The following is a 14,840-nucleotide window of genomic DNA, read 5'->3' on the forward strand; positions in this document are numbered from 1 at the left end:
AAATGCATGCATACCAAATCACCCCCGGCGGCGGTATCGACAGCCTGGAAGCCGTCAAGCTGCCGAAACGTGAACTGCAATACCACGAGGTTCGCGTAAAGGTGCGCGCGGTTTCGCTGAACTATCGCGACCTGATGGTGGCGCAGGGCACTTACCCGACCAGCGGCGAAGGTGCAGTGGTGCCGGGTTCCGACGCGGCCGGTGAAGTGGTCGAGGTAGGCCCGGGCGTTGAACGATTCCGCGTCGGCGACCGCGTAGCGACCGCGTTTTTCCCTGAGTGGGAAGAAGGCAAGGTCACGCCGGGCAAGACGGCGGTGACGCTGGGGGCGGGCAGCAATGGCGTGCTGTCGGAAGAACTGGTGATCAAGGAAGGCGGCCTGGTTGCCGTGCCGGCGCACCTGAGTTATGAGGAAGCGGCGACCCTGACCTGCGCCGGCGTCACAGCCTGGAATGCGTTGTTCGTGGAAGGCGGCGTGAAAGCCGGCGACACCGTGCTGTTGCTGGGCACCGGCGGCGTGTCGGTGTGGGCGCTGCAACTGGCCAAGGCGGCAGGCGTGCGCACGATCGTCACCTCGTCCAGCGACACCAAGCTGGAACGGGCACGCGCCTTGGGCGCCGACGTGTTGATCAACTACCGCAAGACGCCTGAATGGCAGGACGAAGTGCTGCGCGCCACCAACGGCGAAGGCGTCGACCTGGTGCTGGAAGTGGGTGGCCAGGATACGCTGGCGCGCTCGATTGCCTCGGCCGGCATGGGCGGCAAGGTGGCAGTGATTGGCGGCCTGGGGGGCGGCTTCGAAACCAGCGTTCAACTGCTTGGCATTGTCATTGGCGGCAAGAGCATGAGCGGCATTTACGTCGGCAGCCGCAAGATGCAGGAAGACTTGTCGCGGCTGGTCTCCCAGCGCAACATCAAGCCGGTGGTGGACCGCGTGTTCGACATCCACGAGGCGCGCGAAGCCTACCAGCACCTCGCATCCGGCAACCACTTCGGCAAGGTCGTGATCAGCGTCAAGCCGCGCTATTGATCCTTCAATTCGGGGTCAGGTCTGTCATTTGGACACGCGTACAGCTTGTTTGACAAATCTCAATACGCAAATTCCGTGGAATTAGCGTATTGAGAAATATCAAATGAGAGCGCTAGCTGTCCGAATGACAGACCTGACCCCGAATTTGACCCCGATTTTGGTCGAAAAAAAGCCCGCTCGTAGCGGGCTTTCGATGGGCGAACAACCGCGATCAAGCAAAGTTCTGGGCCACGAAGTTCCAGTTCACCAGGTTCCAGAAGGTTTCAACGTACTTAGGACGTGCGTTGCGGTAGTCGACGTAGTAGGCGTGTTCCCATACGTCGCAGGTCAGCAGCGGCTTGTCGGCGCCGGTCAGCGGAGTGGCGGCGTTGGAGGTGTTGACGATCTCGACCGAGCCGTCAGCCTTCTTCACCAGCCAGGTCCAGCCAGAACCAAAGTTGCCCACGCAGGACTTGGTGAATTCTGCCTTGAAGTTGTCGAAGGAGCCGAACTTGGCGTTGATGGCGTCAGCCAGGGCGCCAGCTGGTGCGCCGCCGGCGTTGGGAGCCATGCAGTTCCAGTAGAAGGTGTGGTTCCACACCTGGGCTGCGTTGTTGAACACGCCGCCGGAAGACTTCTTCACGATCTCTTCCAGGGACAGGTTTTCGAACTCGGTGCCCTTGATCAGGTTGTTCAGGTTGGTGACATATGCCTGGTGATGCTTACCGTAGTGGAATTCCAGGGTTTCCTTGGAGATGTGCGGCTGCAGTGCGTCCATCGCATACGGCAGTGGTGGCAGGGTATGTTCCATGAATGTTTCCTTTTGATTGAGACGAAAAGTTATTTTTGCCGAAACGGCCACTATTCTAATACGAACGCTAGGTAAGCGTCGGTTGCACGTTGGCCACGCCGATTTGGGCGCTGCCTTCGGCCAGGCGGACGCCCAGCGGCTGCCCCGGTTGGATATGCGCCGGGTCGCGCAGTACGGCGCCGGCGGCATCGGTGACGATGGCGTAGCCGCGTTCCAGCGTGCGCTGGGGATTCAGTAATTCCAGTTGCGCCGACAGCGCATTCAGGGCATCGCGCCGCTGCAGCAGTTGCGCGCGCATGCTGGCGCCGACGCGATGCTGCAAGGCTTCCATTGCGGCACGTGCCTTGCTCGCGTCGGGCTTGCGCGCGGCCAGGCGGCCGGCCAGCCGGTCGACCGTGAAGCGGGCCTGCTGCAGCGGGTTGCGCGTGGCGTGCATCATGGCGGTGGACAGGCTTCGCAACTGCATGCGCTGCTGGGCGATGCGGGCCGTCGGGCTGAGCAGGCGGCGCTGCAGGTTGTCCAGCGTCTGCGTGGCGTCGCTGAGGGCGCGGCGCATGGCGCGGCGCAGGTCGGTGGCGTCGGCGCGCAAGGAACCGAGCCAGTCGGCACGCGGCGTTGCTGCCAGTTCGGCTGCGGCGGTTGGCGTGGCGGCACGCACGTCGGCGGCGAAGTCGCAGATGGTGAAGTCGGTTTCGTGGCCAACTCCGGACACTACCGGCACATTGCAATTGGCGACGGCGTAAGCCACCACTTCTTCATTGAAGCACCACAGGTCTTCCATGCTGCCGCCACCTCGCACCACCAGCAGCACGTCGCATTCGGCGCGTCGCGAGGCGGTTTCAATGGCGGCCGCAATCTGGGCGCCCGCTTGCTGGCCCTGCACCAGGGTAGGGTAGAGCACTACGTTGACGTGTGGCGCCCGGCGGCGCAACGCAATCAGCACGTCGCGCAGGGCGGCTGCCTGGGGGCTGGTGACGATGCCGATGGTGCGCGGGAAAAGGGGCAGGGCGCGTTTGCGCTCGGTGTCGAACAGGCCCGCCGCCGCCAGGCGCTCCTTGAGGCGCTGGAAGGCTTCGAACAGGGAGCCGACGCCGGCCCGGCGGATTGCTTCTACATTGATCTGGTAGTCGCCGCGTGGCCCGTACAGGGTGACCAGGGCCCGCACCTCGACCTTGTCGCCTTCGCGCGGCACGAAGCCGGCGTACTGGGCGCGGCCGCGGAACATGACGGCGCGCACCTGGGCGGCATCATCTTTCAGGGTGAAATACCAATGACCCGAACTGGCGCGCGTGAAATTCGAGATTTCCCCAGATATCCACTGCAAGGGGAATGAGCGCTCCAGCAGGCGCGCGACTGCCTGGTTGAGGGCGCTGACTGAAATGACCTGGTTGGGTTCGGGGCTATTGATCATGGACCTGTCCACACTTTTTGAAAGCGGTCATGCTTATGTCATATATCACTTCATATCGCAAGTATTTTTTGTAAACACATGATTATTAAGGGTAAACGCCAATGCCACATAAGCGGGCAATTGTTGAATTTCCTTATAGATCAAGGACTTTGCGATAGCGCGTGGCTGTTACGCACAAAGATATCCACAGAATGTGTGAGGAACTTCTCCGCCCGAAGCCTTGCGTGATGAAAATGTTTGCAGGGTAACTTTCATTTTAGAAATCAACGACTTGGCACTCCAGTCTGTCCCTTGCTAACAATTTTATCCACAGAAGCTGTGGGGAAAAACGCTGCCTAAATTTTCAGCTCGAAGTGATTGTCTTTCCATATCAAAGACTTGCGCTACCTCCTGTGGCCTTGCTCACACTTTTGTCCACAGAATTTGTGTATTTCGCTGAAAATGTGTCTGGAATGCATCGGGAAATCAGCGTGCGAGATTTTTACGCACGGCAAGAAAACCCTTATAGATCAAGTACTTTACCCCTCGAGCATAGCCTTGCTAACAATCTTATCAACAGAATATGTGAAGAAGTGCACAGATGGGGAAAAGCAGGAAAAGTGCCAATGCGCATTTTTTGTGCTTGAGAATAATTCGCTTTCCTTTCAAAGGCTTAGCATATAAAAGCCACCATTCCCCACAATTTTGTCCACAGAATATGTGTAGAACTGCGCTGAGCGAAGCTGATGAAAATTTTTGCATTAGGAAAAATCATAAACAAATCATGGGTTTAGGGTGAATTAGTTGGATTGCCAACAATGTTGTCCACAGAAAATGTGAAGAATGCGCACACTTGCCTGATAGCTCTCGACACGCTACATTGCGCGTTTAGGTTTTCTTTCTTAGGAGTATGTCTTGCTCGCAATTTTCCAGGCCGCCGGCTGGCCTATCTGGCCTCTGCTGATCGCTTCCATCGTTGCCCTTGCTCTGATCGTTGAGCGCCTGATGTATCTGCGCCGTTCGCGCATCATTCCGAAGACACTGCTGGACGAGGTGGTTCGCGTCTATCGCAGCGGAAACATCAATAACGACATCATCACCAAGCTGGAAAAATCGTCCCAGCTGGGCGTTGTTCTTTCGGCAGCGTTGCGTAATGTCAACGCCCCACGCGATGTGATGAAAGAGTCGATTGAAGAGGCGGGCGGCGCCGTGGCGCACGAGCTGGAGCGCTTCCTGACCACCCTCGGCACCATCGCTACCCTGGCACCGCTGATGGGCCTGTTCGGTACCGTGGTCGGCATGATCGAGATCTTCGGTTCGCAGAATTCCGCCGGCGCCAACCCTGCGCAACTGGCGCACGGTATTTCGGTGGCGCTGTACAACACCGGTTTCGGCCTGGCGATCGCGATGCCGACCCTGGTGTTCTATCGCCACTTCCGCGCCCTGGTTGACTCCTTCGTCATCGACATGGAGCAGCAGGCGGTCAAGTTCGTGGACGTGGTCCACAACTCCCGCAAGTAAGCGAGGGATCAGTTTATGGCGATGAATTTCCGCCGAGGCCAGAAGCGCGAAGATCCCGAGATCAACCTGATCCCGTTTATCGACGTGCTGCTGGTGATCCTGATCTTCCTGATGATCACCACCACGTACAGCAAGTTCACCGAGCTGAAAATCACCTTGCCGACCGCCGATGCGGAAAAGACGGTGGAGCAGCCGAATGACCTGAATGTGACAGTGGATGCCAAGGGCAACTACACCATCAACGGCACGCCCGTTGCGTTCCACGACGTAGCCGGCCTGGCCGAGCAGATGAAGGCTGCCACCAAGGATGCCAACCCGATCGTCAAGATCAACGCGGACCAGTTCGCGATGCACCAGATGGTGATCAACGTGATGGAAGCGGCGCGCGTGGCTGGCTTCGAGCGCGTGACCTTCGAGGCACAGACCGCCCAGGCCAGGTAATGGCCTCTTCCCTCGAGACGACGTTCTCGCGCGAGTGGTTGCGGCGGGGCGCGCTGGCATGCGTGCTCTGGCCCTTGTCCCTGCTGTTCCGGGGGCTGGCCGCCGTGCGCCGCGGCCTGTATGCGCTTGGCGTCTCGCACGCCGAGCGCTTGCCGGTGCCGGTCGTCGTCGTGGGGAATATCTTCATTGGCGGTACGGGCAAGACGCCACTGACCATCTGGCTGGTCGATGCGCTGCGTGCGGCCGGTTTCCGGCCGGGCGTTGTGTCGCGAGGCTTCGGAAGCAAGGATGCCGCGCCGCGCGAAGTCAGCGCCGTGTCGACGCCGGCCGAGGTGGGCGACGAACCAGTCCTGATTGCCGCCCGCACCGGCTGCCCGGTTTTTGTTGGCCGTGCGCGTATGGCGGCAGGCGAGGCGCTGCTGGCGGCTTATCCCGAAGTCAACGTTATCGTCACGGATGACGGCTTGCAGCATTACGCCCTGGCGCGCGACATCGAAATCGTGCTGTTTGACGGCAGGGGAGTTGGCAATGGCTGGACGCTGCCGGCCGGGCCGCTGCGCGAGGCGCCGTCCCGCAAACGCGATTTCACCGTGGTCAACGCGCCCGAACTGACGGCAGCGCTGTGCACCGCCATTGCGCCACCCGGCGCCGCCCGCGGTGGCGCACCGGCTGCTCCCTGGCAGATGCGCCTCGCCGGCGACGTTGCAGAACGGCTGGCAGAGCGCAGCGAGCGCATGACGCTGGCCGAACTGGCCCGCCGTGCGGGGCAAGGCGACGGGCTGCGCGTGGCCGCAGCGGCAGGCATCGGCAATCCGGGCCGTTTTTTTGCCATGCTGCGCACCGCGGGACTTGAGCCGCAGGAGTTGCCGCTCCCCGATCATCACGACTTTAAAGACCGCCCGTTCGCGAATGTCGAGGCCGACTTTATTCTGGTGACGGAGAAGGATGCAGTAAAATGCTGGCAAATTGAAGAACTACGCAACGATCCAAGAATCTGGGTCGTTCCAGTCAGCGCCCGCATCGACGCGGCGCTGGCCGATCAAATTGTGGAGAAACTACGTGGACGCACGCCTGCTTGATATCCTGGTCTGCCCTGTGTGCAAGGGCCCTCTGGAGTACGACAAAAAAGCCCAGGAAATGATTTGCAAAGGCGACCGCCTGGCATACCCGATCCGCGACGGCATCCCGATCATGTGGGCCGACGAAGCGCGCTCCCTGCCAGACACCACGGAGTAAACGGTGTCCTTTATCGTCATCATCCCGGCCCGCCTGGCCTCGACCCGCCTGCCCAACAAGCCCCTGGCCGACCTGGGCGGCAAGCCGATGGTGGTGCGCGTGGCCGAGCGCGCGAAGGAAGCCGGCGCGGCCCGCATCGTTGTCGCCACCGACCACGCCTCTATCAAAGAAGCCTGCGAACAGCATGGCATCGAAGCTTTCATGACCCGTGCCGACCACCCGTCCGGCACTGACCGCATCGCCGAAGTGGCGCGCGCCATGAATTTGCCGGCAAACGCCGTCGTGGTCAACCTGCAGGGCGACGAGCCCCTGATCGAGCCGCAACTGCTGCAGGCTGCCGCCGCCCGCATCGGCGCCGACGTGCCGATGTCCACCTGCGCACACCCGCTGCACGACGTGGCGGACGCCTTCAACCCGAACGTGGTGAAGGTGGTGCTGGACAAGCAGGGCCGCGCATTGTATTTCAGCCGTGCCACCATCCCGTGGCACCGCGATGCCTTCGCCAAGGACAAGTCGGCCCTGCCGGCCGGCTACGTGCCCTTGCGCCATATTGGGCTGTACGCCTATAGAAACGACTTCCTGCAGGCCTATCCGGCGCTGGAAGTGTCGCCGCTGGAAGGGATTGAAGCCCTGGAGCAGCTGCGCGTCCTGTGGCATGGATACCCCATTGCCGTACACGTGACCGATTCCGCCCCGGCGGCCGGTGTGGACACCCCGGAAGACCTGGCGCGTGTACAAGCACTCTACAAAAGTGGCGGATAAGCCAACTTCTGTGGTAAGTTTCTAGCAAGGTGGCTAAGGCATCATCAAAAATTATTATTAAATCGTTTAGGAACATTCATGCGTCTCATTCTGTTAGGAGCACCAGGAGCCGGTAAGGGCACCCAGGCCAACTTCATCAAGGAAAAGTACAACATCCCTCAGATTTCCACCGGCGACATGCTGCGTGCGGCAATCAAGGAAGGTACTGAACTGGGCCTGGCCGCCAAAAAAGTGATGGACGCGGGCCAACTGGTTTCGGACGACATCATCATCGGCCTGGTGAAAGACCGCCTGAAAGCGGCCGATTGCGCCAATGGCTACCTGTTTGACGGCTTCCCGCGTACCACCGCGCAAGCCGACGCGATGAAGGACGCAGGCGTCAAAATCGACTACGTGCTGGAAATCGCCGTACCGGACGACCAGATCGTCGAACGCATGAGCGGCCGCCGCAGCCACCCGGCTTCGGGCCGTGTGTACCACGTCAAATTCAATCCTCCTAAAGTCGAAGGCAAGGACGATGTCACCGGCGAAGACCTGGTGCAGCGCGACGACGACAAGGAAGAAACCGTCAAGAAGCGCCTGGACGTCTACCACAACCAGACCGAAGTCCTGCTTGGCTACTACGGCGAGTGGGCCAAATCGGGCCAGCCTGGTGCGCCGAAATATCGCAAGATCGAAGGCGTTGGTCCAGTCGAAGAGATTCGCGACCGTGCGTTCGCGGCTCTGAACAGCTAATACATATGAAGCGGGCTCCTGGCCCGCTTTTTTCAAACCGGTACGCGACAGTCGCGTCGCAAGTGTCAGACCCTGCGGGTCTGACACTGGTCTACCGGTTTGGCGGCCCCCTGGCCGTGAAGTGTCAAAGTTTTGCAGTACGTAGTTCGGTCGTACCGAGTTCGTTTTGTGGCTTTTGATTCTAATAACGTAAGGGGGCAATCTATGGCAGCAAGTTTGTGGTTCGCGATTGCGTGCGGCGTGCTCGCGGTGGTGTACGGGCTGTGGGCGCGCAGCTGGATTCTTGGACAGAACGCGGGCAACGCCCGCATGCAGGAAATCGCGACAGCCATCCAGCAAGGTGCTGCGGCCTACCTGGCCCGCCAGTACCGCACCATCGGTATCGTCGGTGTTGTTCTGCTGGTAGCCATCGGGGCGGCGATCGATATGAAGACCGCCATCGGCTTCCTTCTTGGCGCCGTGCTTTCCGGCGCTTGCGGCTTTATCGGCATGAATGTGTCGGTGCGGGCCAACGTGCGTACCGCGCAGGCTGCGTCGGTGGGCATGAACGAGGCGCTCAATGTCGCCTTCAAGGGCGGCGCCATCACCGGCATGCTGGTGGTCGGCCTCGGGCTGCTGGGCGTAGCCGGATTCTACTGGGTGCTCACCGTGATGGGCGCTCCGGGCGCGCCTGACCCGACGCACAATGTGCATGAAGTGCTGAAGCCGATGATCGGCCTGGCCTTCGGCGCTTCCCTGATCTCGATCTTCGCCCGCCTCGGTGGCGGCATCTTCACCAAGGGCGCCGACGTGGGCGCCGACCTGGTGGGCAAGGTGGAGGCGGGCATTCCCGAGGACGATCCGCGCAATCCGGCGGTGATCGCCGACAACGTGGGCGACAACGTGGGCGACTGCGCCGGCATGGCGGCCGACCTGTTTGAAACCTATGTGGTGACCCTGATCGCGACCATGCTGCTTGGCGCGCTGATGATCACAAGCGCTCCGGCGCAGGCGGCCATCTATCCGATGCTGCTGGGTGCCGTCTCGATCATCGGCTCCATCATCGGCTGCTCGATGGTCAAGGCGAAACCGGGCAAGAAGATCATGTCGGCCCTGTACACTGGCTTGTGGTGGGCTGCCGGCCTGTCGCTGATCGGGTTCGTCATCGTGACCTGGATGGTCTGGCCGGATGATGAGATGCGCTACAAGATGCTGGGTGCAACGGTTGTCGGCATCGTGCTGACCGGCCTGATGGTCTACATCACGGAGTTCTATACCGGCACCGAATTCACGCCGGTGCGTCATATCGCGGAAGCTTCCACCACCGGACACGGCACCAATATCATTGCGGGCCTGGGCGTGTCGATGAAATCCACCGCATGGCCAGTGCTTGCCGTGTGCGTGGCGATCCTGGTTTCCTTCAAGCTGTCCGGCCTGTACGGCATTGCGATTGCGGCGACCTCCATGCTGTCGATGGCCGGGATCGTGGTGGCGCTGGACGCGTATGGGCCGATCACCGACAACGCCGGCGGCATCGCCGAAATGTCGGGCATGCCGGATTCCGTGCGCGCCATTACCGACCCTCTGGATGCGGTGGGCAACACCACCAAGGCGGTGACCAAGGGCTATGCGATCGGCTCGGCCGGCCTGGCTGCGCTGGTGCTGTTTGCCGACTACACCCACGCCCTGCAGTCGCGCGGCATGGAGATGTCCTTCGACCTGTCCGACCCGATGGTAATCGTCGGCCTGTTCATCGGCGGCCTGATCCCTTACTTGTTCGGCGCCATGGCGATGGAGGCCGTCGGCCGCGCTGCCGGCGCCGTGGTGGTGGAAGTGCGCCGCCAGTTCCGCGACATCAAGGGCATCATGGACGGCACCGGCAAGCCGCAGTACGACAAGGCCGTCGACATGCTGACTGCCTCCGCCATCAAGGAAATGATTGCGCCTTCGCTGCTGCCCGTACTGGTGCCTATCCTGGTCGGCATGCTGCTCGGCCCGCGCGCGCTGGGAGGCCTGCTGATGGGCACCATCATCACCGGCCTGTTCGTGGCGATCTCGATGACCACCGGCGGCGGCGCCTGGGATAACGCGAAAAAGTATATTGAGGACGGCAACCATGGCGGCAAAGGTTCCGACGCGCACAAGGCGGCGGTGACCGGCGATACCGTGGGCGACCCGTACAAGGATACTGCCGGTCCGGCCGTCAACCCGCTGATCAAGATCATCAACATCGTGGCGCTGCTGCTGGTGCCGCTGTTGCCGGTCACCGGCATCCTGTCGGTGACCATGGCGCCGATGCAGGCGCAGCAACAGGTGGTGGCCCCGGCTTCGGCTGCGGCGCCGCAGGTGCCAGCGCCCGTGACTGCGCCAGCGGTGGCTCCCGCCATGGCCGAGGTGCCGGCCCAAGCCGCAAGCGAGACGCCGGCGGCGAAGTAAGCCGCGCCGCGTCAACCCTCTGCGGCGTATGATGTCTGTACGCTGCGGAGGGCAACATGAACTATCCACTCCTGCTGGCGCTGGCCGCCGGGCTGTCCGGCCCGGCCGCTGGCGCCGAATCCCTTGACGAGTACCGGCGCTTGCCGGAATGCCGGCTCAGCGCAGATGGCAAGCGCCTGCTGCAGGAGCCTTGCCGCACGGCGCCTGCCCGCAAGAATATGCCGCGCCGCCCGGTGCCGCTGACTGTCACGCCGACGCCGCGCATTGCGCCGGCCCCCGATCCTTCGCTGACCTGGGCGCCCGTGCTCACCAGACGCGATCCGCATGCGGCGCCGACGGCGATCGCCCAACTGCCGCGTGCGGGCCAGCCGTCGCTGCCGCCGGGCGCCGTCTTGCCGCCAGCCACGCCGCTGCCCGGCCCCAGCGCACCGATCCCGGTCCAGTGCGACGCGGGCGGCTGCCGCGACACCAGCGGTACCTATTACCACGGGCCGCCCGGCCAGGTCATCAGCCCGAGCGGAAAAGTGTGTTCCCAGAGCGGAGGATGGATGACTTGCTACTGATTTCGGCTACAATACGCCTCGATTGACGTTTACGTAACGTAAAGTGAATAGGGGAGACAAAAGCATGCAAATCAAGGACCAAGTATTCATCATCACCGGCGGCGCGTCGGGTCTGGGTGCGGCGACCGCGCGCATGATCGTCGATAACGGCGGCAAGGTCGTGCTGGCCGACGTGCAGGTGGAAGCCGGCGAAAAGCTGGCGGCAGAACTGGGCGCAGCAAAATTCGTCAAATGCGACGTGACTTCGGAAGCGGACGGCCTGGCTGTGGTGGCTGCGGCTACCGCCATGGGCACCCTGCGCGGCCTGGTCAACTGCGCCGGCGTGGCGCCGGCGATCAAGACCGTGGGCAAGGATGGCCCGCACCCGCTGGATTCCTTCGCGCGCACCATCAATATCAACCTGGTCGGCACCTTCAATATGTGCCGACTGGCTGCTGATGCCATGGGCAAGACCGAAGCGGCGGAGTGGGGCGAGCGCGGTGTGATTATCAATACTGCATCGGTGGCCGCGTTTGATGGCCAGATCGGGCAGGCGGCTTATGGCGCCTCCAAGGCTGGCGTGGCCGGCATGACCTTGCCGATGGCGCGCGACCTGTCGCGTTCGGGCATCCGCGTGATGACCATTGCGCCGGGTATCTTCGAGACCCCGATGCTGCTGGGCATGCCGCAGGAAGTGCAGGATGCGCTGGGCAAGATGGTGCCGTTCCCGCCACGGCTGGGCAAGCCGTTCGAATATGCTTCGCTGGCGAAGGCTATTATCGAAAATACCATGCTGAATGGGGAGACGATTCGCCTGGATGGCGCGATTCGCATGCAGCCTAAATAAACCGGAAAACCCGTGTCTGACCCGCAGGGTCAGACACGAATACGCGGCCGCCGCATGCCGAGTGCCAGACCCTATGGGTCTGGCACTGAATTGCCGGTTTTGGTGTAGCATGGCCGGATGAAAGCCATAGCCCTGACCCTCGCAGCGCTCTGCTGCACCAGCCTCCCGCTCCACGCCCAAGACAACCGCGCTCCTGAAATCGCCACCGGCTGGCAGGAGAAAGCCGGTTGGTCCGCACAGAAATTCATGGTCGCCGCGGCCAATCCGCTGGCCACCGAAGCCGGCCACCAGATGCTGAAGCAAGGCGGCTCCGCCGTTGATGCAGCGATCGCCACCCAACTGGTACTGACCCTGGTCGAGCCGCAATCTTCCGGCATCGGCGGCGGCGCCTTCATGATGCATTGGGACGGCAAGAAAGTCCGTTCCTTCGACGGCCGCGAAACCGCGCCCGCCGCCGCCACCGAAACCCTGTTCCAGGACGCCAACGGCAAACCCTTGCCGCGGGCAGAAGGCGTAGTAGGCGGCCGTTCGGTCGGCGCCCCCGGCGTGCTGCGCATGCTGGAACTGGCGCATAAGGAGTACGGCAAGCTGGCCTGGCCCAAGCTGTTCGCACCCGCCATCAAGCTGGCTGAGGAAGGCTTTGCGGTCAGCCCGCGCCTGAACGCCTTGCTGACCAGTGAACGCTACCTGCAGCGCGACCCGGTCGCTGCAGCCTATTTCTTCGACAAGGACAGGAAGCCCTGGCCTGTCGGCCATGTGCTGAAGAATCCTGCCCTGGCCAAGACCCTGCGCGAGATTGCCGCCGAAGGCGCCGATGCCTTCTACCGCGGCCACATCGCGCGCGACATCGCCGCGAAAGTGCAGGGGCACCCGACCAATCCGGGTGGCTTGACCGCAGCCGACATCGGCGGCTACAAGGCCAGAGAGCGCGAACCGCTGTGCGCCGACTACCGCGCCTACACCGTGTGCGGCATGCCGCCGCCATCGTCCGGCGGCGTGGCGATCGCGCAAATCCTCGGCATCCTTGAAAACAGCAAGATCGGCGACTACGCGCCGGTCAACGGGGTGATCGCGGCTGACGCCATCCACCTAATGACGGAAGCGGAACGCCTGGCCTATGCAGACCGCAACCGCTACGTGGCCGATACCGACTTCGTGCCGCTGCCCGGCAAGGGCGCCAGCGGCCTGCTCGACAAGTCCTACCTGCGCCAGCGCGCCGCCCTCATCGGCGACAAGTCGATGGGCCGCGCCCGCGCCGGCGTGCCGGCCGAAGTCAAAGTAGCCTGGGGCGATGACACTGCGCTGGACAAGCCCTCCACCTCGCACCTGGTGGTAGTGGACGGCAACGGCAACGCCATTTCCATGACCACTTCGGTGGAAGACGCGTTCGGCTCGCGCCAGATGGTCGACGGCTTCCTGCTGAACAACCAGCTCACCGACTTCTCCTGGGATTCGGTGGACGAAAACGGCCCGATCGCCAATCGCGTGCAGCCTGGCAAGCGCCCGCGCAGTTCGATGGCGCCGACCCTGGTCTTCGACAGGCAGACCAGGCAACTGGTGCTGGCCACCGGCTCGCCGGGCGGCTCGACCATCATCAACTACGTGGCCAAGGTGCTGGTTGGTGCGCTTGACTGGAACCTCAATGTGCAGCAGGCCATCAGCCTGCCCAATTTCGGCAGCCGCAATGGCCCCACCGAGCTTGAAGCGGGCAAGTTCCCGGGCGAGGTGGTGGATCAGTTGAAAGCGCGCGGCCACGAGGTGCGCCAGGTGGAACTCAACTCGGGCCTGCAAGGCTTGCAGCGCACGCCGGCCGGCTGGTTCGGCGGTGCCGACCCGCGCCGCGAAGGCATCGTGCGCGGCGAGTGACGAGCGCGCGACAGGCTGCTGGCGGGCAGGGCGCAAGTCATTCCCGCCCCGCAGCCAGCATGTTACCCTTGATAAATGGGCATGAAAAAGAAAACGGGCTTGATCCTGACGGGCGGCGGCGCCCGGGCGGCTTACCAGATTGGCGTTTTGCAGGCGATTTCCGAAATCCTGTGGGAAGAGGGATGGCCGCCGGCACGTAATCCCTTCCAGATCATTTGCGGCACTTCGGCTGGCGCCATCAATGCCACCGCGCTGGCCTGCCGCGCCGACAATTTCGGCGAAGGCGTGCAGAAACTGCTCGATGTATGGAGCAATTTTGAAGCGAACCAGGTGTATCGCGCCGATTCGCTGGGCGTGCTGCGTTCGGGGGCGCGCTGGCTGTCGCTGCTGTCCTTCGGCTGGCTGCTGCGCAAATGGCGCGCCGCGCCGCCGCAGTCGCTGCTCGACAACACCCCGCTGGTGAACCTGCTGCACCGCATGCTGGACTTGCCGCGCCTGGACAACTGCCTGCAGGAAGGCCTGCTGCACGCGGTAGCCGTCACCGCATCGTCCTACACCGGCGGCCAGCACATCACCTTCTACCAGACCGCCGCCGAAATCGCACCCTGGGTAAGGATGCAGCGCGTGGCGATGCAGGACCAGATCGGCGTCGAGCACCTGCTGGCGTCGTCGGCGATTCCCTTCATCTTCCCGGCCACGCCCCTGTACATGGGCGGCCACCTTGAGTATTGCGGCGACGGTTCGATGCGCCAGCTGGCGCCGATTTCGCCGGCCATCCACCTTGGGGCGCAGAAGGTGCTGGTGGTCGGCGCCGGCCGCCTGACCGAGCCGCCGCGCCAGATGACGGAAACGCCGCGCTACCCGAGCCTGGCCCAGATCGCCGGCCATGCCATGTCCTCCATCTTCCTGGACGGGCTGGCGGTCGATATCGAACGCCTGAACCGCGTCAACCAGACCTTGTCCGTGCTGCCGGAAGACCTGCTGGCCAAGACTCCGCTGCGGCCCGTGGAACTGCTGGTAATCGCGCCGTCCGAACGGCTGGACGACCTGGCTGCGCGCCACATCGGCAGCCTGCCGGCGCCGATTCGCACCATGCTGTCCGGGATCGGCGCCACCGAGGCGCGCGGTTCGGCGCTGGCCTCCTACCTGCTGTTTGAAGCCAGCTACACCCAGGAGCTGATCCGGCTCGGCCAGCGCGATACCCAGGCCCGCCGCGCGGACGTCCTGGCATTTTTCGGGTCCTGATGGCGAGCAATAGTAAAATGGC

At 62.7% G+C, this 14,840-nt stretch carries 14 protein-coding genes; 12 read left to right on the top strand and 2 right to left on the bottom strand.

Features of this window, described 5'->3' with window-relative positions; translation table 11 throughout:
* Window positions 1-2: 2 nt before the first annotated feature.
* The gene (locus ACN9MW_RS10280) at window positions 3-1,028 is read left to right on the top strand and encodes a zinc-dependent alcohol dehydrogenase family protein (RefSeq protein WP_426170469.1); all 1,026 of its coding nucleotides are present in this window, start codon (window positions 3-5) and stop codon (window positions 1,026-1,028) included.
* 211 nt (window positions 1,029-1,239) lie between these two features.
* On the opposite strand, the gene sodB is transcribed toward ACN9MW_RS10280, so the two are convergent.
* Window positions 1,240-1,818: a superoxide dismutase [Fe] gene (gene sodB, locus ACN9MW_RS10285; RefSeq protein ID WP_426170471.1), complete on the bottom strand. Its 579-nt coding sequence runs from the start codon at window positions 1,816-1,818 to the stop codon at window positions 1,240-1,242.
* 67 nt (window positions 1,819-1,885) lie between these two features.
* Complete coding sequence (gene xseA, locus ACN9MW_RS10290; RefSeq protein ID WP_426170473.1) at window positions 1,886-3,229, bottom strand: exodeoxyribonuclease VII large subunit; 1,344 nt, start codon at window positions 3,227-3,229, stop codon at window positions 1,886-1,888.
* An 894-nt stretch (window positions 3,230-4,123) separates the two neighbouring features.
* Between xseA and ACN9MW_RS10295 the strand changes: the two genes are divergently transcribed.
* The 11 genes from ACN9MW_RS10295 to ACN9MW_RS10345 all read left to right on the top strand — a co-directional run bounded on the left by ACN9MW_RS10295 (window position 4,124) and on the right by ACN9MW_RS10345 (window position 14,818).
* Window positions 4,124-4,729, top strand: coding sequence for a MotA/TolQ/ExbB proton channel family protein (locus ACN9MW_RS10295; RefSeq protein ID WP_426170474.1), 606 nt, complete (start codon window positions 4,124-4,126; stop codon window positions 4,727-4,729).
* Between the two features lie 21 nt (window positions 4,730-4,750).
* Entirely contained in the window at window positions 4,751-5,170 is a 420-nt protein-coding gene (locus ACN9MW_RS10300; RefSeq protein WP_057260354.1) for an ExbD/TolR family protein, read from the top strand.
* On the top strand, window positions 5,170-6,249 hold the full coding sequence (lpxK, locus tag ACN9MW_RS10305; protein WP_426170475.1) for a tetraacyldisaccharide 4'-kinase: 1,080 nt from the start codon (window positions 5,170-5,172) through the stop codon (window positions 6,247-6,249). The genes ACN9MW_RS10300 and lpxK overlap by 1 nt, the downstream gene beginning before the upstream one ends.
* A complete protein-coding gene (locus ACN9MW_RS10310) occupies window positions 6,230-6,406 on the top strand; it encodes a Trm112 family protein (protein ID WP_082507565.1) in 177 nt (58 codons plus the stop codon). Before lpxK ends, ACN9MW_RS10310 begins: the two co-directional genes overlap by 20 nt.
* A 3-nt stretch (window positions 6,407-6,409) precedes the next feature.
* Window positions 6,410-7,168 (top strand): 3-deoxy-manno-octulosonate cytidylyltransferase, encoded by a 759-nt coding sequence (kdsB, locus tag ACN9MW_RS10315; protein ID WP_426170477.1) that lies wholly within the window; start codon window positions 6,410-6,412, stop codon window positions 7,166-7,168.
* Between the two features lie 78 nt (window positions 7,169-7,246).
* On the top strand, window positions 7,247-7,903 hold the full coding sequence (adk, locus tag ACN9MW_RS10320) for an adenylate kinase (RefSeq protein ID WP_426170479.1): 657 nt from the start codon (window positions 7,247-7,249) through the stop codon (window positions 7,901-7,903).
* A 204-nt stretch (window positions 7,904-8,107) separates the two neighbouring features.
* Complete coding sequence (locus tag ACN9MW_RS10325) at window positions 8,108-10,318, top strand: sodium-translocating pyrophosphatase (protein ID WP_426170480.1); 2,211 nt, start codon at window positions 8,108-8,110, stop codon at window positions 10,316-10,318.
* A gap of 56 nt (window positions 10,319-10,374) precedes the next feature.
* The gene (locus ACN9MW_RS10330) at window positions 10,375-10,881 is read left to right on the top strand and encodes a hypothetical protein (protein WP_426170481.1); all 507 of its coding nucleotides are present in this window, start codon (window positions 10,375-10,377) and stop codon (window positions 10,879-10,881) included.
* A 64-nt stretch (window positions 10,882-10,945) separates the two neighbouring features.
* A complete protein-coding gene (locus tag ACN9MW_RS10335) occupies window positions 10,946-11,707 on the top strand; it encodes a 3-hydroxyacyl-CoA dehydrogenase (protein ID WP_426170482.1) in 762 nt (253 codons plus the stop codon).
* Window positions 11,708-11,824: 117 nt separating this feature from the next.
* Window positions 11,825-13,573, top strand: a complete 1,749-nt coding sequence (gene ggt / locus ACN9MW_RS10340; protein WP_426170484.1) for a gamma-glutamyltransferase — start codon at window positions 11,825-11,827, stop codon at window positions 13,571-13,573.
* Window positions 13,574-13,648: 75 nt separating this feature from the next.
* Window positions 13,649-14,818 carry a patatin-like phospholipase family protein gene (locus tag ACN9MW_RS10345; protein ID WP_057260261.1) on the top strand — a complete coding sequence of 390 codons (1,170 nt, stop codon included), beginning with the start codon at window positions 13,649-13,651 and terminating at the stop codon, window positions 14,816-14,818.
* Window positions 14,819-14,840: the final 22 nt, after the last annotated feature.

The sequence above is a fragment of the Pseudoduganella sp. R-34 genome (genome assembly GCF_049904655.1).
GTDB lineage: Bacteria > Pseudomonadota > Gammaproteobacteria > Burkholderiales > Burkholderiaceae_D > Rugamonas.

Bases quoted from the DNA above. Each gene is read 5' to 3' on its own strand.
- ggt (WP_426170484.1), top strand. From the start codon at position 11,825: ATGAAAGCCATAGCCCTGACCCTCGCAGCGCTCTGCTGCACCAGCCTC.
- ACN9MW_RS10300 (WP_057260354.1), top strand. From the start codon at position 4,751: ATGAATTTCCGCCGAGGCCAGAAGCGCGAAGATCCCGAGATCAACCTG.
- ACN9MW_RS10345 (WP_057260261.1), top strand. From the start codon at position 13,649: ATGGGCATGAAAAAGAAAACGGGCTTGATCCTGACGGGCGGCGGCGCC.
- sodB (WP_426170471.1), bottom strand. From the start codon at position 1,818: ATGGAACATACCCTGCCACCACTGCCGTATGCGATGGACGCACTGCAG.
- adk (WP_426170479.1), top strand. From the start codon at position 7,247: ATGCGTCTCATTCTGTTAGGAGCACCAGGAGCCGGTAAGGGCACCCAG.
- ACN9MW_RS10335 (WP_426170482.1), top strand. From the start codon at position 10,946: ATGCAAATCAAGGACCAAGTATTCATCATCACCGGCGGCGCGTCGGGT.
- xseA (WP_426170473.1), bottom strand. From the start codon at position 3,229: ATGATCAATAGCCCCGAACCCAACCAGGTCATTTCAGTCAGCGCCCTC.
- lpxK (WP_426170475.1), top strand. From the start codon at position 5,170: ATGGCCTCTTCCCTCGAGACGACGTTCTCGCGCGAGTGGTTGCGGCGG.
- ACN9MW_RS10280 (WP_426170469.1), top strand. From the start codon at position 3: ATGCATGCATACCAAATCACCCCCGGCGGCGGTATCGACAGCCTGGAA.
- ACN9MW_RS10325 (WP_426170480.1), top strand. From the start codon at position 8,108: ATGGCAGCAAGTTTGTGGTTCGCGATTGCGTGCGGCGTGCTCGCGGTG.
- ACN9MW_RS10330 (WP_426170481.1), top strand. From the start codon at position 10,375: ATGAACTATCCACTCCTGCTGGCGCTGGCCGCCGGGCTGTCCGGCCCG.